This is a genomic window from Ruegeria sp. CF2 (assembly GCF_056537385.1).
Genome location: NZ_JBQFRL010000001.1, coordinates 493097 through 510473, shown reverse-complemented (window position 1 = coordinate 510473; position 17377 = coordinate 493097). Strand labels below are relative to the sequence as shown.

The 17377-nt window shown below is 61.4% G+C and carries 15 protein-coding genes; 9 read left to right on the top strand and 6 right to left on the bottom strand.

Features of this window, described 5'->3' with window-relative positions:
- Positions 1–19: 19 nt before the first annotated feature.
- The 4 genes from ACR0IR_RS02510 (at position 20) to ACR0IR_RS02495 (ending at position 4825) form a co-directional block, all read left to right on the top strand.
- Complete coding sequence (locus tag ACR0IR_RS02510; RefSeq protein WP_170364543.1) at positions 20–1267, top strand: hypothetical protein; 1248 nt, start codon at positions 20–22, stop codon at positions 1265–1267.
- Between the two features lie 90 nt (positions 1268–1357).
- Positions 1358–2869, top strand: coding sequence for an Asp-tRNA(Asn)/Glu-tRNA(Gln) amidotransferase subunit GatB (gene gatB / locus ACR0IR_RS02505; protein ID WP_093964867.1), 1512 nt, complete (start codon positions 1358–1360; stop codon positions 2867–2869).
- Between the two features lie 148 nt (positions 2870–3017).
- Positions 3018–4274, top strand: coding sequence for a peptidase T (pepT, locus tag ACR0IR_RS02500; protein WP_170364545.1), 1257 nt, complete (start codon positions 3018–3020; stop codon positions 4272–4274).
- 83 nt (positions 4275–4357) lie between these two features.
- The gene (locus ACR0IR_RS02495; RefSeq protein WP_170364546.1) at positions 4358–4825 is read left to right on the top strand and encodes a DUF4177 domain-containing protein; all 468 of its coding nucleotides are present in this window, start codon (positions 4358–4360) and stop codon (positions 4823–4825) included.
- 12 nt (positions 4826–4837) lie between these two features.
- On the opposite strand, the gene ACR0IR_RS02490 is transcribed toward ACR0IR_RS02495, so the two are convergent.
- Both ACR0IR_RS02490 and ACR0IR_RS02485 read right to left on the bottom strand, forming a co-directional pair.
- The gene (locus ACR0IR_RS02490) at positions 4838–5227 is read right to left on the bottom strand and encodes a DUF805 domain-containing protein (protein ID WP_170340933.1); all 390 of its coding nucleotides are present in this window, start codon (positions 5225–5227) and stop codon (positions 4838–4840) included.
- A gap of 82 nt (positions 5228–5309) precedes the next feature.
- On the bottom strand, positions 5310–5564 hold the full coding sequence (locus ACR0IR_RS02485) for a BolA family protein (protein ID WP_093964863.1): 255 nt from the start codon (positions 5562–5564) through the stop codon (positions 5310–5312).
- 107 nt (positions 5565–5671) lie between these two features.
- On the opposite strand from ACR0IR_RS02485, the gene ACR0IR_RS02480 reads away from it, so the two are divergent.
- Positions 5672–6292: a J domain-containing protein gene (locus ACR0IR_RS02480; protein ID WP_093964862.1), complete on the top strand. Its 621-nt coding sequence runs from the start codon at positions 5672–5674 to the stop codon at positions 6290–6292.
- Between the two features lie 5 nt (positions 6293–6297).
- On the opposite strand, the gene ACR0IR_RS02475 is transcribed toward ACR0IR_RS02480, so the two are convergent.
- Positions 6298–7200, bottom strand: coding sequence for a Hint domain-containing protein (locus tag ACR0IR_RS02475; protein WP_170364547.1), 903 nt, complete (start codon positions 7198–7200; stop codon positions 6298–6300).
- 605 nt (positions 7201–7805) lie between these two features.
- Here ACR0IR_RS02475 and cobS point away from each other — a divergent pair.
- The 4 genes from cobS (at position 7806) to ACR0IR_RS02455 (ending at position 13093) form a co-directional block, all read left to right on the top strand.
- Positions 7806–8792 carry a cobaltochelatase subunit CobS gene (gene cobS / locus ACR0IR_RS02470; protein WP_093964859.1) on the top strand — a complete coding sequence of 329 codons (987 nt, stop codon included), beginning with the start codon at positions 7806–7808 and terminating at the stop codon, positions 8790–8792.
- Positions 8793–8917: 125 nt separating this feature from the next.
- Positions 8918–10795 (top strand): cobaltochelatase subunit CobT, encoded by a 1878-nt coding sequence (gene cobT, locus ACR0IR_RS02465; RefSeq protein ID WP_170340929.1) that lies wholly within the window; start codon positions 8918–8920, stop codon positions 10793–10795.
- Positions 10796–10879: 84 nt separating this feature from the next.
- On the top strand, positions 10880–12670 hold the full coding sequence (locus ACR0IR_RS02460; protein WP_170364549.1) for an aminopeptidase P family protein: 1791 nt from the start codon (positions 10880–10882) through the stop codon (positions 12668–12670).
- Between the two features lie 78 nt (positions 12671–12748).
- The gene (locus ACR0IR_RS02455; RefSeq protein ID WP_170364550.1) at positions 12749–13093 is read left to right on the top strand and encodes a DUF427 domain-containing protein; all 345 of its coding nucleotides are present in this window, start codon (positions 12749–12751) and stop codon (positions 13091–13093) included.
- 33 nt (positions 13094–13126) lie between these two features.
- On the opposite strand, the gene ACR0IR_RS02450 is transcribed toward ACR0IR_RS02455, so the two are convergent.
- The 3 genes from ACR0IR_RS02450 to recN form a co-directional block, all read right to left on the bottom strand.
- Positions 13127–13792: an outer membrane protein gene (locus ACR0IR_RS02450; protein ID WP_170364551.1), complete on the bottom strand. Its 666-nt coding sequence runs from the start codon at positions 13790–13792 to the stop codon at positions 13127–13129.
- Between the two features lie 123 nt (positions 13793–13915).
- A complete protein-coding gene (locus tag ACR0IR_RS02445) occupies positions 13916–15601 on the bottom strand; it encodes a chloride channel protein (protein ID WP_170364553.1) in 1686 nt (561 codons plus the stop codon).
- A 101-nt stretch (positions 15602–15702) separates the two neighbouring features.
- Positions 15703–17352, bottom strand: coding sequence for a DNA repair protein RecN (gene recN / locus ACR0IR_RS02440; RefSeq protein WP_170364554.1), 1650 nt, complete (start codon positions 17350–17352; stop codon positions 15703–15705).
- Positions 17353–17377: the final 25 nt, after the last annotated feature.

The following is a 17377-nucleotide window of genomic DNA, read 5'->3' as shown; positions in this document are numbered from 1 at the left end:
ACAGTTTCGAGTGTTTTCGATGTTCCGGTCGTTCTGGGCAGGTCTTGCCCGTATCAATCCCATATCAAGTCACGTGGCTCCGGTTTCGGACGCGGGTTCCCGCTGTCTGGAAGATGTCGGGCGTCTCAATATTCCCGTTGCGGAACTGGGTGCGGCTGACCTGATCGGGCGGGACATGATCGAACGCGGGCGCCATCTTGCTCGGCAGGATCGTTGGGCCGAACTGTCAGCCGAGATCCGGGCCGCGGACCAAGCACGGACAACAGCCCCGGACGGGCTGCCCATCGCCGATCTTCTGGCGTTTGGCGCGCGATCGGATGTTGTCCTGGCCGCCGAACACGCGCTGTCCGACGGCGGTGCGATCGCCGAGTACGACCTGCTAGGCGGTATTTCCGAGCTTGAGGGTGTGAAACAAGATCATCCCGATGATCCGATAATTGCTCTCATCGTCGCCCTGGCCCACATCGATCTGGCATGGGCGTGGCGTGGCACGGCTCTGGACGCGGCGCTGCCGCCGCTGCATCGTTCACGCTGTGCTGCACATTTTGACCGGGCTGCAGCCATCCTGCCCGAGTGCCGCAAGGCGCTGCCGGACAGCCCTGTGGTCGCCGCCGCCGACTGTGCCCTGCTGGCTGGTCAGCGCACCCAGCGGGCCCGGGTGGCGGATCAGTACGAACGCCTTATTTCGCTGGATCCGCGAAACCATCGACACATGCGCGCGATGGGCAGCCACTTGCTGCCGCGATGGTTCGGCAGCTATGAAGAGCTTGAGGTACAAGCCCTGCGCAATGCCGCGAACACGCGCGACACGTGGGGCGCTGGCGGATACACATGGGTTCAGTTCGACGCAATTGCATTGGATGAACAAGCCTGCGCGCGGCTGGACGTTGAGTATTTTCTGGAAGGTCTACGCGACATCGTGCAACGGATGCCGGACCAGCAAACGATCAACCTGCTGGCCTCGTATTGCGCGATCACGGTGCAGAATGGGTTCGGTCTGGACGACAAGGCCGATCTGGTCCGGTCCCAGATCAGGGAGGCCGCCCAATGGCTGATCCGCGATCATTTGACCGAACTGCACCCGCTGATCTGGGCCCACGCGGCCAACGGGTTCAACAACTCGGTCCGCGTCAACTCACCCGAGCGGTTCGCGGCACGTGGACAGCGTGACGCCTTGCGCGCCATCGGTGATCTGTTCCGCGAGGAATTGCGCAACGGGACCGACGTGACCTTCACGCCTTCAGGTCTGCAACTGACCAGCCACTGAGAATTGCGTCTCGGCGCCCTTTGCCCCTTGCCCCTTGGCCTTGCCGGGCATAATACCCATGCCTGAACTTCTGCGGAAATGAGGCGCGCCATGCTCGACTTGACCTATGAACTGCCCAAACCCAAGACCATCGCCGGTGCCAAGCACGACTGGGAACTGGTGATCGGGATGGAGGTGCATGCGCAGGTCTCGTCCAATGCCAAGCTGTTTTCTGGCGCATCGACCAAATTCGGAGCCGAACCGAACTCGAATGTGGCCTTTGTGGATGCGGCCATGCCGGGCATGCTGCCGGTGATCAACGAATTCTGTGTGGAACAGGCCGTGCGCACCGGTCTGGGTCTGAAAGCCGACATCAACCTGAAATCGGCCTTTGACCGCAAGAACTATTTCTATCCCGACCTGCCGCAGGGCTATCAGATCAGCCAGCTATATCACCCGATCGTGGGCGAAGGCGAAGTTCTGGTGGAACTGGGCGACGGCACCGCGCGCATGGTGCGCATTGAGCGCATCCACATGGAGCAGGACGCGGGCAAATCGATCCATGACATGGATCCGAACATGTCCTTCGTCGACCTGAACCGCACCGGGGTCTGCCTGATGGAGATTGTCAGCCGCCCCGACATCCGCGGCCCGGAAGAGGCCGCCGCCTATATCGCCAAGCTGCGCCAGATCATGCGTTATCTGGGCACCTGCGACGGCAACATGCAGAACGGCAACCTGCGGGCCGACGTGAACGTGTCGATCTGCCGTCCGGGCGACTATGAGAAATACATGGAAACGCAGGACTTTTCGCACCTGGGCACGCGTTGCGAGATCAAGAACATGAACTCGATGCGGTTCATCCAGCAGGCCATCGAGGTCGAGGCGCGCCGCCAGATCGCCATCGTCGAGGCCGGCGGCAAGGTCGAGCAGGAGACCCGTCTGTATGACCCCGACAAGGGCGAGACGCGCTCGATGCGGTCCAAGGAAGAGGCGCATGACTATCGCTATTTTCCCGACCCCGACCTGCTGCCGCTGGAAATCGAGCAGGCCTGGGTCGATGACATCGCGGCCAAGCTGCCCGAGCTGCCGGACGAGAAAAAGGCCCGCTTCATCAACGATTTCGGCCTGACCGACTATGACGCATCGGTGCTGACCGCCGAGGTTGAATCGGCCGTGTACTTCGAAGAGGTCGCCAAGGGCCGCAACGGCAAGCTGGCCGCGAACTGGGTCATCAACGAGCTGTTTGGCCGCCTGAAGAAAGACGACCGCGACATCACCGACTCGCCGGTTTCACCCGCACAGCTGGGTGGGATCATCGACCTGATCGCCTCGGACGCCATCTCGGGCAAGATCGCCAAGGACCTGTTCGAGATCGTCTATACCGAAGGCGGCGACCCGGCGCAGATCGTCGAAGAACGTGGCATGAAACAGGTGACCGACACCGGTGCCATTGAGGCCGCGCTAGACGAGATCATTGCTGCCAACCCGGCCCAGGTCGAGAAGGCCAAGGTGAACCCGAAACTGGCCGGCTGGTTCGTCGGACAGGTGATGAAGGCCACCGGCGGCAAGGCCAACCCCAAGGCGGTCAACCAGTTGGTTGCGCAGAAGCTGGGCCAATAAGGTCTTTCGGTTTGTACAGGCCGGGCAACTGGGTTTGTCCGGTTTGTACGGATTTTGCCCGGAGTTGTTGACGCTTTCAGGGCCCGAGGCAGCGCTTGACTCGGGCGGCCGGTTGCGGCCTTTGTCTTGGCCAGAGAGGTGAGGTGCCATGCAGAACAGATTTGACCAGGAGCTGGAGGACCGGCTGGTTCGCTATGCGGCCATCGACAGCCAGAGCGACGAAAACTCACCCACCACCCCCAGCACGGAAGTCCAATACGGTATGCTGAACCTGCTGCGGCAGGAGTTGACCGAAATGGGCGCGCAGGATGTGACCATGACGGACTATGGCGTCGTTCTGGCCACCATTCCGGGCACCGCGCCGGGGCCGACCATCGGCTTTCTGGCACATGTAGACACCGCGCCCCAGTTCAACGCGACCGGGGTCAAGCCGCGGGTCATCAAGGGCTACAATGGCGGCGACATCACCTTTCCCGACGATCCGTCACTGGTGCTGTCCCCGGCCGAGCACCCCTATCTGGCCAGCAAGGTCGGCGACGACCTGATCACCGCCTCGGGCACCACGCTGCTGGGCGCTGACGACAAGGCGGGCGTGTCGATCATCATGACGATGGCCCGGCAACTGCTGGCCGATCGGACAGTCGCGCACGGACCCATCCGCATCGCCTTTACCCCCGACGAGGAAATCGGCCGCGGTGTGACCGAGGCGCTTCCCAAAGATCTGGGCGCTGACTTCGCCTATACGCTGGATGGGCAGCAACTGGGCGAGATCGAATACGAGAGCTTCTCGGCCGACCGGGCGGTGATCAGGATCGAAGGCGTTTCGATTCACCCGGGCCTGGCCAAGGACAAGATGGTGAACGCGACCCACCTGGCGGCCAAGATCGTGCAGACGCTGCCGCAGGCCACCATGACCCCCGAAGTCACGGACGGGCGCGAAGGGTTCATCCACGTGACCGATCTGAACGGCGGCTCGTCCGAGATGGAGATCAAGCTGATCTTGCGCGATTTCGAGATGGACGGGCTGGAAGCCAAGGGCGAGTTGGTGCGCAAGGTCTGCGACGCGGTGCAGGCCAGCGAACCGCGCGCTAGGATCAGCGTCAAGATCAGCCACCAGTACCGCAACATGCGCTATTGGCTGGAAAAGGACATGACACCGGTGGATCTGGCGCGCGAGGCCTGCCGCGACATGGGGATCGAGCCGGTCTCGGTTCCGATCCGCGGCGGCACGGACGGGTCGCGCCTGACCGAGTTCGGCACCCCCTGCCCCAACATCTTTACCGGGATGCAATGCATCCACGGGCCGCTGGAGTGGATCTCGGTCCAGGACATGGCGGTGGCGACCGAGCTGTGCCTGAAGATCGCCTCAAAGGCGACGCAGGGGGAAAGCAACAGTCGAGGCTGAAATTCGCCGGGGCGCGAAGTTTTCTGTTCCCCGTCCCGGACGGAACGATACATTGCCCGCCAACACCAGTTCAGGAACCATTGATGCAGCGTTACGAATACAAGGTCGTCCCGGCCCCCAAGAAAGGCACCAAAGCCAAAGGGGTCAAAACACCCGAGGGCCGGTTTGCCGTCACCATCGAGCAATTGCTGAACGAGTTGGGTGCGAAAGGCTGGGAGTACCAGCGCGCCGAGCTGCTGCCCAGCGAGGAGCGGGTCGGCCTTACCGGAACCGCGGAAAACTGGCGCAATGTTCTGGTGTTTCGCCGTGCGGTCGAAACCGAAGTCGCCAACGACGACGTCGCCGCACTCCTGACCCCGCCAGAAGAGGATGACACTCCACTGGCACGACCGGTTCCTGGCCCGGACGATGCGGCTGCGGCCGGTCAAGTCGAGGCTCCGGCCCGCATCGCGCAGGACCATGCCGACCCGCCGCTGACGCTGAAGCCGGCCAAGTCAGAAGATGCCCCCAAAGCGGATGCCGAGGACGAAAAAGAAAAGCCCGACAGCTAGGCGAAGGCCGCGTCAGGCCGGCGCGGCACCGTAGGCGTTTTCGGCCTGCTCACTGGGTTGAATGTAGAAATACAGAAGGATCAGCGTGCCGATCAGCGGAATCAAACCGATCAGGATCCACCAACCGGAGCGCCCGGTGTCATGCAGACGGCGCACACCCACCGCGATGTTCGGCACGATCACGCCCAACGAGACTAGCCACGACAGCGGTTGACCGGCTTCCGAAGCGAAGGCATCGAAGCCCAGCAAAGGCGCCACCACCGCACCGTCTATCAACTGTGTGACAACCAGCACCAAAAAGAGCGCCAACACCCACCACCAGAACTCGGAGCGCGGCGCGCGCCCCTGAAAGGTTGCGTATTTTGACAGCACCGTACGAACGGCGTGGCTCATCTGTTCCATAGTTTCCTCCGCGCAAATCACGGGAAACATAGCAGATTATTGAAAAAAGCCGACAATAATCGACAACGTCGGGCGAAAGGCTTCAGTCACCGATGTCCAAAGCCAGGGCGTGGATGCGCGGAACGATGTCGCCCAGGGCCTTGTGAACGGCCCTGTGACGCGCAACGCGGGACTGCCCCTGAAAGGCGGCCGCGCGGATTCGGACGTTGAAGTGGCTTTCGCCGCCTTCCTGAAACCCTGCGTGGCCACGGTGGCGTTCACTGTCATCCACGACCTCCAGTTCACGCGGGTTGAACTCGGCCTGCAGTCGTTGGCGGATTTCGTCGGTCACGGTCATTTTTACGCTCAGCGGCAAATATTTTGCCGCGCCCCTCTTCTACTTTCGATCACTTAGACTAAACTGCTGCCTCCGAGTCGAAAAGACGCGTTCATGAGGATGAGCATATGGTGAAATCAGATCCCTTCGGATTCGACATGTCGGTGTCCAGCGCCAAGAAGAAAAATCCGCGCGGGCGTCGGGGCATGTCGGGCGCGTCCGAGACCTCGACCCGGGTCTGTGACCACGAAGGATGCCAGGAAGCCGGCAAGTTCCGGGCGCCCAAGGCACCGGATGTGCTGGACGACTTTTTCTGGTTCTGCCAGCAGCACGTGCGCGAATATAACCAGAAGTGGAATTTCTTCGACGGCACCACCGAGGCCGAACTGAACGCCCAACGGTCGAAAGACAAAGTGTGGGAGCGCGAAACCAAGCCGATGGGCGATCCCGAGGCGCGGGCTTGGGCCCGGCTTGGCATCGAAGATCCGCATCAGGTTCTGGGCGAAAACGCGACCAAGAACCCCGGTCGGGCCGCAACAGGCCGTCGTCTGCCGCCTACTGAGCGTCGTGCGATCGAAATCCTCGAAGCCAAGGACACCTGGACCAAGGCCGAGGTTCGCAAAGCCTACAAAAAGCTGATCAAGGTGCTGCACCCGGACATGAACGGCGGCGACCGCAGCCAGGAAGAACAGCTGCAGGAAGTCGTCTGGGCCTGGGATCAAATCAAGGACAGCAGAAACTTCAAATAGCGGTTTTAGTGCGCGAACGTATCGCGTAACGCAGCAGCTTCGGGGCGTTTTAGGCAACGTACGCGCGTTTGCTCAAAAGCGGATGCCGCGTTTCGCAGTTCGGGAAATAGCACACGGAGTTCCTCGGCATCCTCCCGATCGAAGGACATCACCGCCATTTCACCTAAAAACAGACTTTCAGTTGGCAAACCATTCGACAACAGTATCGCGTGGCGACAGCAAGCAATATGGTAGTATGTAACGGGATCATACGTATTTACTTGGCGAATTGTATGATCGTTAACGAGATGAACTGCCGCGGCGAAAACTTTTGGCTCTCCGAACAGCAACTCTGCGCGCCAACCCTCCACGACAATCCTATGTTGTGGAGAAACGTACAAATCTCGGTCAGGCAGTCCTTTTCCGAATGCACCTTTCTGAATGCAAACCGGACGTAACTGGGGGTTTCGCTTCAAAGCTTCTGCCTGCAGGGTCTTCTCTCCGATCCACTCGATGCGTAGCAGTTCACCACTGGAAGCACGCACTTTGTCACCAACAGCGAGTTCCTCAACAGCGCGACAGCCACTTTCAGTTTCAATCAATGTCCCTTTCACGAAACACGGCACCGTTCCAGCGGGCAACCTAACGGTTACCCCAATCGAGGCATTGTTGCCATTTCCAGGCCCGCTGGAGGCTCTGACGATCAAACTCAGAGTTGTATTTGGGGGAACAATAACCCCCGGCTGCAGGTCCACTGTTAGTAAACCAGCACTGGAAATCGTAACCGAGTAATCTGAAGGGGAAAGAAGTCCGTCATCTGTTACAGATACAAACCAAGACGCTGGCTTGCTGGAGTTGTAGTCCACAGAAAATGTGTCCGTGTTCGGAGGAAAGAAAATCCTCGTTGGACCGGTAATTACTAAAGCCATGGCAACCTTTTACTTAAACTAAGTCCGAAATAGTGTACCACCTCCACAACACATTTCAATATCTGCACGTGACGAGCCGCAAGTTGTGACGATTTCTTGTGGCATTTGCCCGAGGTCACTTTCCCGTTCGCCGAAAGTGTTGGCCTGCCTAGTTTCTACACGTCCTTAGGATGACGCTGAATCCAGAAACTGCCATCTCGACGTCTGGTATTGCCACCTGACAGTTCTGGCTCGCGACTAGCAAAGAAATCTGCTGTGTGCTTGAGCAACTTGCAAAAAGCCCCATGAGACCATTTTTCATATGTCTGATAAGGTCATTTTCAACATTTGGATTATTGAATACTTACCTGCATACAGCATTTCCGACACATGGATCGGCATGTGCGTCCGAACAGGCCGCAGTGCCTTTGTTGACAAACGCGGCTTGACCTGCACCTGGTACGCGTCGCGACCAAGGATCGCCCGCGCGTCAATAGGGCCAGTTTGAAAGAAAAACCTGCTCACCTTTCCAAGGGGGCCGCTTTCCCTTGCCCTTATCTGCAATATGTTGCACCACACACGGGTTCAAACCCGGCAAAACGGGCCAAAGGATAAGGACAAGGCGAATGGCTGACGGATCGACCGATATCAACGCAAAACCCACCGAAGAGATCTCGGTCCGTGACGTGTTCGGGATCGACAGCAATATGTCCGTCAAAGGGTTCGCCGAAAGCAGCGACCGCGTGCCGGCAATCGACCCTACCTACAAGTTTGATCCCGAAACCACGCTGGCAATTCTGGCCGGGTTCACCCACAACCGCCGGGTGATGATCCAAGGCTATCACGGCACCGGCAAATCGACCCATATCGAGCAGGTCGCTGCGCGACTGAACTGGCCTGCCGTGCGCGTCAATCTGGACAGCCACATCAGCCGGATCGACCTGATCGGCAAGGATGCGATCAAGCTGCGTGATGGCAAACAGGTGACTGAATTCCACGAAGGCATCCTGCCCTGGGCGCTGCGCAACCCTGTGGCCATCGTGTTCGACGAATACGATGCCGGCCGCGCCGACGTGATGTTCGTGATCCAGCGGGTTCTGGAGCATGACGGCAAGCTCACCTTGCTGGACCAGAATGAGATCATCACGCCGAACCCCTATTTCCGCCTGTTCGCGACCGCCAACACCGTGGGTCTGGGTGACACCACCGGCCTGTATCATGGCGTTCAGCAGATCAACCAGGCCCAGATGGACCGCTGGTCGCTGGTGGCGACGCTCAACTACCTCAGCCACGACGCCGAGGTGATGATCGTTCTGTCCAAGGCGCCGCATTACAACACCGAAAAAGGCCGCAAGACCGTCAGCCAGATGGTCACCGTTGCCGACCTGACCCGGACGGCGTTCATGAACGGCGATCTGTCGACCGTGATGAGCCCGCGTACCGTTATCAACTGGGCGCAGAACGCCGAGATCTTCCGCGACGTGGGCTACGCCTTCCGCTTGTCTTTCCTGAACAAATGCGACGAGTTGGAACGGCAGACCGTTGCCGAGTTCTATCAGCGTTGTTTTGATGAAGAACTGCCGGAAAGCGCGGCCAGCGTGAGCCTGGGTTGATGGCATCGATTGCGCCCAGATTGGGCGCAACGCCCCCGGCGGGGACATCGGGGACCAGATAAAGACGGGGTCCGGTCACTTCGACCGGGCGTCGGGCCTAAGGGCGTGAGTGAGGGCTGATAGATATGGCGCAGAAGAACGACAACCCTGCTGATCCGTTCAAGAAGGCTCTGGCCGAGGCGACCAAGGTCATGGCCGATGATCCCGAGTTGTCGGTAAGCTATTCCGTCGACCCGTCGGGCCTGTCCGGAGACTCGATGCGCCTGCCGCAGGTGTCACGCCGAATGACACGCGAAGAGGTTCTTTTGGCGCGGGGCACCGCAGATGCCCTGGCGCTGAACCGTCGCTACCATGACGATGCGACGCATGCACGATATGCGCCTCCGGGAGATATGGCGCGCGACCTCTATGAAGCGATGGAAACCGCCCGGTGCGAAGCGATGGGCGCCCGGGACATGCCCGGCACGGCTTCGAACATTGACGTCAAGATCGGCCACGAGGCGTTGCGGCGCGGCTATGACCAATGCAAGCAACCCTCCGAGGCACCGCTTGCGGTGGCGGCGGGTTATCTGATCCGTCATCTGGCGACCGGGCGTGATCTGCCCGCTGCAGCCGAGAACGTCATGAACCTGTGGCGCGGATTCATCGAGGAACAGGCCGGCGGGGTGTTGGAGAATCTCGACGAGGTGCTCTCGGATCAGGCCGAATTCGCCAAATTCGCCCGCCAGATGATCAAGGATCTGGGCTATGGCGACCAGTTGGGTGACGACCCGGACGAACTGGACGAAGATCAGGAAGATCAGGCCGAGGAAGACGCCGAAGAACAGCCCGATCCGGACAGCACCGGCCAGGACGACCAAGACGACCAGGACGCCGACGCGACGCCCGAGCAAACTCAGGAAGAGCAACAGGATCAGTCTCAGGCGCAGGTCTCGATGGACGAGATGGCCGAGGACGAGATGGGTGAAGAAGCCGAGATGCCCGAGGGCGAAGCGCCTTTGGAGCCGCCTGCCCCTCCGCCCGCATCCGAGGCCGATCCGGACTACATGGTCTACCTGAGCACGCATGACGAAGAGATTGCGGCCGAGGACCTTGCCGAACCCGCCGAACTGGAACGGCTGCGGGCCTATCTTGATCAGCAGCTCGAGCCGCTGAAGGGCGCCGTCAGCCGCTTGGCCAACAAGCTGCAGCGCCGCCTTCAAGCACAGCAGAACCGCAGCTGGGAGTTTGACCGCGAAGAGGGCATTCTGGATGCCGGTCGGCTGGCGCGGGTGGTGGCCAACCCCACGACACCGCTCAGCTTCAAGGTCGAGAAGGATACCGAGTTCCGCGACACCGTGGTGACACTGTTGCTGGACAATTCGGGCTCGATGCGTGGACGGCCGATTTCCATTGCAGCGATCTGCGCCGATGTTCTGGCCCGCACGCTGGAACGGTGCAACGTGAAGGTCGAGATCCTGGGCTTCACGACGCGGGCATGGAAGGGTGGACAAGCGCGTGAGGCGTGGCTGAACGATGGCCGCCCACAGCAACCCGGCCGCCTGAACGACCTGCGCCACATCGTCTACAAGGGCGCCGACGCGCCTTGGCGCCGCGCACGGCCCAACCTTGGCCTGATGATGAAAGAAGGCCTGCTGAAGGAAAACATTGACGGCGAGGCGTTGGAATGGGCCCACCGCCGGATGCTGGCGCGTCGTGAACAGCGCAAGATCCTGATGGTGATCTCGGATGGCGCTCCGGTCGATGATTCAACGCTCAGCGTGAACCCAGCCAACTACCTTGAGAAGCATCTGCGCGATGTCATCGCCATGGTCGAAAAGCGCAAGATGGTCGAGTTGCTGGCCATCGGCATCGGCCACGACGTCACCCGCTATTATGATCGTGCGGTCACGATCACCGATGTCGAACAGCTGGCAGGAGCGATGACCGAGCAATTAGCCGCGCTGTTCGACAGCGACCCGCGCGCGCGGGCCCGCGTGATGGGCATGAAAAAGGCCGGCTGAGGCCGGTCTTGCCTCCAGCGGGAGCATTTCAAAGATAGGTGAAGGCAGGCGAACAAGACCTGTAGCGAGCCGAAGGAGAAGCAGATGTTCCAGTCTTTCGAAGTCACGGCGCGGCCCGAACAGGGGCCGCCACGTTTGGCGGCGTTGCGCAAAGAATTGGAGCGCGAAGGACTGGATGGCTTCATCGTCCCGCGTGCCGACGCGCATCAGGGCGAATATGTAGCCGCCCGCGACGGGCGGCTGGCATGGCTGACCGGATTCACTGGTTCTGCCGGGTTCTGCGCAGCGCTGCGAAATGTTGCCGGCGTATTTGTGGATGGTCGGTATCGCACTCAGGTCAAGGCGCAGGTGGCGTCCGATTTCACGCCGGTACCGTGGCCCGACGTAAGCCTTTCGGCGTGGTTGAAACAGCAGTTGCCCGATGGAGGGAAAGTTGCGTTCGATCCTTGGTTGCATTCCGCCGGACAGATCACCGCAACCCGGGCCGAGCTGCAGAATAGCGGGATAGAGTTGGTTCCGTCAGACAATCTTGTGGACCGCATCTGGTCCGATCAGCCACCACCGCCAATGAACCCGGTCAAGGTGCACCCGCTGGAATTTGCAGGCGAAAGCGCCGAAAGCAAGGTCTCTCGGCTGGCTTCGGCACTGGCTCGAAACGGGAGGTCGGCTGCCGTCATCACGTTGCCGGATTCGATCATGTGGCTGCTGAACTTCCGCGGATCGGACATTCCGTATAACCCGGTTGCGCATGGGTTTGCGATTTTGCAGGCCGACGGGCACGTGGACCTGTTCATGGCCGCAAAAAAGCTGAAGGGAATGGACGACCATCTGGGGCCGCGGGTTTCGATCCACGAACCCGACGCGTTCCTGAACGCCGTTGCGGCGCTTGAGGGCGCGGTGCAAGTGGACATGGGAACTCTGCCGCAGGCCGTTGCCGATGTGCTTGGCGACCGGGCCGTGGATGGCGGCGATCCCTGCGCCCGTCCCAAGGCCTGCAAGAACGAAGCCGAAATTGCCGGCAGCGCCGCCGCGCATCTTCGTGACGCCGCCGCCGTCATCGAAACTCTGTGCTGGCTGGATGCCCAACCCCCCGGCAGCCTGACCGAAATGCAGGTGGTCACACGGTTGGAGGAGAACCGGCGGCGCGACAATGCGTTGCAGGATATCTCGTTCGACACCATTGCGGGCACCGGGCCAAACGGCGCCATCATGCACTACAGAGTGACCGAAGAAACCGACAGCCGGCTTGAGGACGGTCATATTCTGGTTCTGGACAGCGGTGGACAATACCTGGATGGCACCACGGACATCACCCGGACGATCCCCATCGGCACGCTAGGAGACGAGGAAAAGAGCTGCTTTACCCGGGTTCTGAAGGGAATGATCGCGATGTCGCAACTGCGCTGGCCCGTTGGTCTGGCCGGTCGAGACATCGAGTGCATCGCCCGGGCACCTTTGTGGGCCGCGGGCCAGGATTTCAATCACGGCGTCGGCCACGGTGTCGGCGCCTACCTGAGCGTTCACGAAGGGCCACAGCGCCTGGCGCGGGTCAGCCACGTTCCGCTCGAGCCCGGGATGATCCTGTCGAACGAACCCGGTTACTACCGCGAAGGTGCCTTCGGCATTCGGATTGAGAACCTGCTGGTTGTTGAGGAGGCCCCCGCCCTGCCCGGCGCAGACCCCGAGCGCGCGATGCTGTGCTGGCGGACACTGACATATGTCCCCATCGATCGACGCCTGATCGTCGTCGACATGCTGACCACTGCCGAGCGTGATTGGTTGAACGCGTATCACCGGGACGTGGCGGAAAAAGTCCGGCCAAGACTGTCACATGCCGCGCAACTGTGGTTGGATGCCGCAACCGCGCCCTTGTGACACCCGTTTGTCACATATTATGGGCATAGGCGAAGGCCTGACCACAACGAGGCCGCGACGACGAGGGAAGGAGCAGACATGACAGACTACATCAAGATCCGCAAAGCACCTGGCAAGTGGTGCGTCCGATCCGGTGGCGCGATTCTGGGCGAAACGACCAACGCCCTGGAACTGTTGGAAGGCGATCTGGCCCCCGTCATCTACTTTCCACGCGCAGACATCGCGATGGCCTTTCTGGACAAGACCGACAAGTTGACCCACTGCCCGCACAAAGGCGATGCTACGCACTACTCGATCGTTAACAAGTCGAGCGTGACGCAGAACGCGGTGTGGAGCTATGAAGATCCAATTCCTGCCGTTGCCGAAATCAAGGATTACCTCGCCTTCTACCCGCTGGAGTCGGTGAAGGTCGAACAGATCTGAGGGCTGGACAAACCTGGCCCTCAACCACGTCTGTCAGAAACTGTAACTGTATCCGAGAATGAGCGAGTGCGAAGAGTAGCGGCCATTCGCGAGATCTGTCGGGATGAACACTTGGGTCGTGGCGAAATCAAGATCGCCGGTCGTCTTGTAGCGGTACCCGATGTCAATGTTCCCGCGTTCCCCTACCTGAAAGCGTCCGCCAAACCCCAATTGCCCCGCAATGGCGGTGTCACTGTCATCGACCAGTGTCACGCCAGCACCGGACTGACCGTCGTGGGACACGCGCGCAAACCCGAGCCCGCCACCAACATAGGGCTTGAACCTGCCCTGTACCGGGACGTCATACCAAAGGTTTGCCATCCCGAAGGTCGCATCAAAGCTTCCGTCATACTGAGTAAACGGGCGACCGATTTCCTTGGTATCATTCGAAGCATATGAAAGTTCGATCTCGGCCCGCAGATTTGGTGCGACACGCAGTCCGACGGCCAGGCCGTAGGTTACACCATTGTCGGTTGTGATGGTGCCTTGGCCAACCACGACCGAAGGAACTGTCTGGAAAAAATCAAAATCATAGTCGCCCATATCGGTGATACCGAGAAAGCCGGTCACGTACGGAGCCTCCTGCGCCCGCGCGGGGACAGCACCAATCATCGAAACCGCAACCACCACAGTCAGCAAAGAAGACCGTTCGAAAGACATGTTCAGACCTCCAAAAAAGTGACTATCAAGGATAATTCTTCCATCAGGCTAGAATGTTCTCACCTTTTGACAAGGCGTCAAAATCAAAGAGAAACTCTCAGTGGCTGGCCTGCCACTGCTTCGTCATGAGTGTTCCTCGGCCGCTGTTGCGGCCAGTGCACGGTTGTACGCCTTCAATGCGTCCACGTGGTACAAGGCTCCGACCGGATTTTCGACCCCGTCGTCATCCCGAACAACCACCGGGAGCCAGGTGACTCCGTCTCGATCGAAATACGGCATTGCCGCCTCGAGGGTTGCGCTGGCCCGGACGCACAGGCCCTGCTCGATCATCTCCTGAACCTCCTCCCTGCTTGCCGTATTCGGATCTCCCAGCGGGCGCATCACGGCCCCGGCGCGCAGCATCGCCAGCAAATAAGCCTGTGGCCCGGCGGCCAAATGCACCCCGCGGCGCTCGAGCTGGGTCAGGAAGAAGGACCGGTCCACAAGGCGGGAGGCCAACGCCGTAGACATGGACACCGAGACCATCACGGCAAGGCCGATCTGCCAGTCTCCGGTCAGTTCGAACACAATCAACGTAGTCGAGATCGGAGCGCCCAGAACCGCCGCCGCAACAGCACCCATGCCGGCAAAAGCATATAGCGTATGCGTGCCCGACACGCTTGGCAGAAGGCCTGTGGCGATCAGGCCAAAGGCAAGGCCAGTCAGCGCGCCGATCATCAACGACGGAGAAAATACCCCGCCGCCCATACGTCCACCCATGGTTATGGCCACTGCCACAGTTTTCATCACTGCAAACAGGATGGCCGTGGTCAGCACCAGATCTCCGGTCAGGGCACGGATGGTCGTCTCGTATCCGACGCCGATGATATGCGGGAACCACACTGCCAGCACGCCCAGCATCGCGCCGGACACGGCGGGTCGCAGCCAGCGCGGCAGCGACAGTCGCGCCTGCACGTGGTTGCCAAAGTCTTCGGCAAAAAAGATTGACCGCATCAGCAACAGCGAGACCAGCCCGCAGATCAGCCCAAGGATCAGAAAGGCCGGAAGTTCGACGTAAAATTGCAGGGATCCGGGCGTATCCAGGACAAACTCTGTGACATCGCCATATGCCAGCCGGTTGATGACGGTGCCGGCCACCGACGCGATCACGATCGGTGCGAATGCGTGGACTGCAAAATGGCGTAATACGACTTCCAGCGCGAACAGCGCCCCGGCGATCGGGGCGTTGAAGCTGGCCGATACAGCGGCGGCCACGGCGCAGCCCAGCAGGTCGCGGCCGGTTATTCCATCCGCGTTGATACGCTGGCACACCCAGGTTGAAATCACGCCGGCCATGTGCACGACAGGTCCTTCCCGGCCCGTCGACCCGCCCGTGCTGAGCGTGATCAGCGAGGCAAAAAACGACGCGACCCCGGCTTTGGTTTCGACCCGGCCATCGCTGATCGCGGATCCTTCGATCACATCGGCGACAGACCGAACTCTCCCGTCATCGGTAAAGCGGTGCAGGATGATCCCGACGACCAGCCCTCCGACCGTGGGGATCGCCAAAATCCAGGCCCAGTGCAGTTTCTCGGCAAAGCTGTGCAGAAACAGGATGTCGTCGGTCTGATAGACCAGCGCTTGCAGGGCCGCGATCCCCTTGCGAAATCCCAAGGCCATGAAACCTGCCGTGATCCCGATCACCAGCGCGATGAACCAGAACTGGATCTGGCTTGGCCCGCGGTGCCGCAGTACCCGCCACGCGTCCTTGAGCGCGGCCAGGGCCTGGTTGAGCTGAGTGCGCAGGACGGTTCGGGTTGATTGTGTCATGGGGCTTTGCGGATAAACAGGTATCCCTTACTAAGCCACGCCGGGCGCTTAGAAAAGTCGGCTGACAAGATATTGAAGGCAAGTGTCGCCGCCCGGCTGCATCAGGCTTGCAACAACGAACGGGCGGCCGCGCGGGCTTCATCCGTGATGACGTCGCCCGAGACCATGCGCGCGATCTCGTCGATCCGGTCCGGTTCGGACAGCGGCAGGACAGTGGACAGGGTCTGCCCGTCGGTCACGTGCTTCTGAACCCGCCAGTGATGCGCCGCGCGGGCCGCGACCTGCGGAGAATGGGTTACCACCAGCACCTGCCCGCCCTGCGCCAGCGCAGCAAGCCTGCGGCCCACGGCGTCCGCGGTGGCGCCGCCCACCCCGCGGTCGATTTCGTCAAAGATCATTGTCCGGGTGCTGTCATCGCCCGACAGGCACACCTTGAGCGCCAGCAGAAAGCGGCTGAGCTCCCCGCCCGAGGCGATTTTGTTCAGCGGGCCCGACGGGGCGCCCGGGTTGGTGGCCACGGTAAAGGCCACGGCGTCCTGCCCCTCGGGTCCGGGGTCGGCGGGCGTGATCTGGGTCTGGAACACCGCACGCTCCATCTTGAGCGGCGCAAGCTCGGCCATTACCGCCGCGTCCAGCCGGCCGGCAGCCTCGCGCCGCAGGGCGCTGAGCGCCTCGGCGGCCGCGTTATAGGTGGCCTGCGCGGCCTGCACCGCAACACGGCGGTCGGCCAGGTCGGCGTCACCGGCCTCAAGCTGGCCCAGCCGGGCGCGCAGCGTGTCGGCGTAACCGCTCAGGTCATCGGGGGCCACGTCATGTTTGCGGGCCAGCGCTCGGATGGCGAATAGACGTTCCTCGGTCTGCTCCAACTCGGCCGGGTTGAAGTCCAGCGCCTCGAGGCAGGCGGTCACGCCGTCCTGCGCCTCGCCCAGTTCGATAAGGGCGCGCCCAAGGGCCGCGATCGGCTCGTCCAGTTGGCCCTCGGCCCGGTCGGCGACGCCTTCCAGCCAGCGCAAGGCATCCGCCATCGCCCCTTCGGCCCCGTCACCGCCCAGCATGGCAAAGGCGCGGGCCACGTCGTCACGGATGCGCTCGGCCCCCTGCATCATCCGGCGGCGCGCGTCGAGTTCGGCGTCCTCGCCCGGCTGCGGATCAAGTTTGTCGAGTTCGGCCACGGAATGCCGCAGAAATTCTTCTTCGCTGCGCACGGCGGCCACGGCGGCCTCGGTCTCGGCCAGGGCCTTGCGGGCCCGCGCCATCTCGGTCCAGGCGGCGCGCACGGCGGCCAATTGCGGCTCGGCCCCGGCATAGGCGTCCAGCATGCCGCGATGGCCGCGCGGGTTCAGCAGGCCGCGGTCATCATGCTGTCCGTGCAGTTCGACCAAGGTTTCCGACAGCGCCCGCAGCACCTCGCCCGAGCAGCGGCGGTCATTGACCCAAGCAGTCTTGCGCCCCTCGGCAGTGTTGACGCGGCGCAGGATCAGTTCCGACCCGCCAGGCAAACCGGCCTCGGCCAGGATCGCATGGGCGGGATGACCCTCGGGCAGTTCGAACTCGGCCACGACCTCGCCCTGCGCGGCCCCCTGCCGGACCAGTTCGGCCCGACCGCGCCAGCCCAGCACGAAGCCCAGCGAGTCGAGCAGGATCGACTTGCCCGCCCCCGTCTCGCCGGTCAGCGCGTTCAAGCCCGGCTGAAAGGTCAATTCCAGCCGGTCGATGATCAGCATATCGCGGATATCAAGGGCGCGCAGCATCGGGTCGTCAGCGTCCCAAGCCTGT

Bases quoted from the DNA above. Each gene is read 5' to 3' on its own strand.
- ACR0IR_RS02455 (WP_170364550.1), top strand. From the start codon at position 12,749: ATGACAGACTACATCAAGATCCGCAAAGCACCTGGCAAGTGGTGCGTC.
- ACR0IR_RS02450 (WP_170364551.1), bottom strand. From the start codon at position 13,792: ATGTCTTTCGAACGGTCTTCTTTGCTGACTGTGGTGGTTGCGGTTTCG.
- cobS (WP_093964859.1), top strand. From the start codon at position 7,806: ATGGCTGACGGATCGACCGATATCAACGCAAAACCCACCGAAGAGATC.
- cobT (WP_170340929.1), top strand. From the start codon at position 8,918: ATGGCGCAGAAGAACGACAACCCTGCTGATCCGTTCAAGAAGGCTCTG.
- ACR0IR_RS02510 (WP_170364543.1), top strand. From the start codon at position 20: ATGTTCCGGTCGTTCTGGGCAGGTCTTGCCCGTATCAATCCCATATCA.
- ACR0IR_RS02475 (WP_170364547.1), bottom strand. From the start codon at position 7,200: ATGGCTTTAGTAATTACCGGTCCAACGAGGATTTTCTTTCCTCCGAAC.
- ACR0IR_RS02485 (WP_093964863.1), bottom strand. From the start codon at position 5,564: ATGACCGTGACCGACGAAATCCGCCAACGACTGCAGGCCGAGTTCAAC.
- ACR0IR_RS02445 (WP_170364553.1), bottom strand. From the start codon at position 15,601: ATGACACAATCAACCCGAACCGTCCTGCGCACTCAGCTCAACCAGGCC.
- recN (WP_170364554.1), bottom strand. From the start codon at position 17,352: ATGCTGCGCGCCCTTGATATCCGCGATATGCTGATCATCGACCGGCTG.
- ACR0IR_RS02480 (WP_093964862.1), top strand. From the start codon at position 5,672: ATGGTGAAATCAGATCCCTTCGGATTCGACATGTCGGTGTCCAGCGCC.
- gatB (WP_093964867.1), top strand. From the start codon at position 1,358: ATGCTCGACTTGACCTATGAACTGCCCAAACCCAAGACCATCGCCGGT.
- ACR0IR_RS02495 (WP_170364546.1), top strand. From the start codon at position 4,358: ATGCAGCGTTACGAATACAAGGTCGTCCCGGCCCCCAAGAAAGGCACC.
- ACR0IR_RS02460 (WP_170364549.1), top strand. From the start codon at position 10,880: ATGTTCCAGTCTTTCGAAGTCACGGCGCGGCCCGAACAGGGGCCGCCA.
- ACR0IR_RS02490 (WP_170340933.1), bottom strand. From the start codon at position 5,227: ATGGAACAGATGAGCCACGCCGTTCGTACGGTGCTGTCAAAATACGCA.
- pepT (WP_170364545.1), top strand. From the start codon at position 3,018: ATGCAGAACAGATTTGACCAGGAGCTGGAGGACCGGCTGGTTCGCTAT.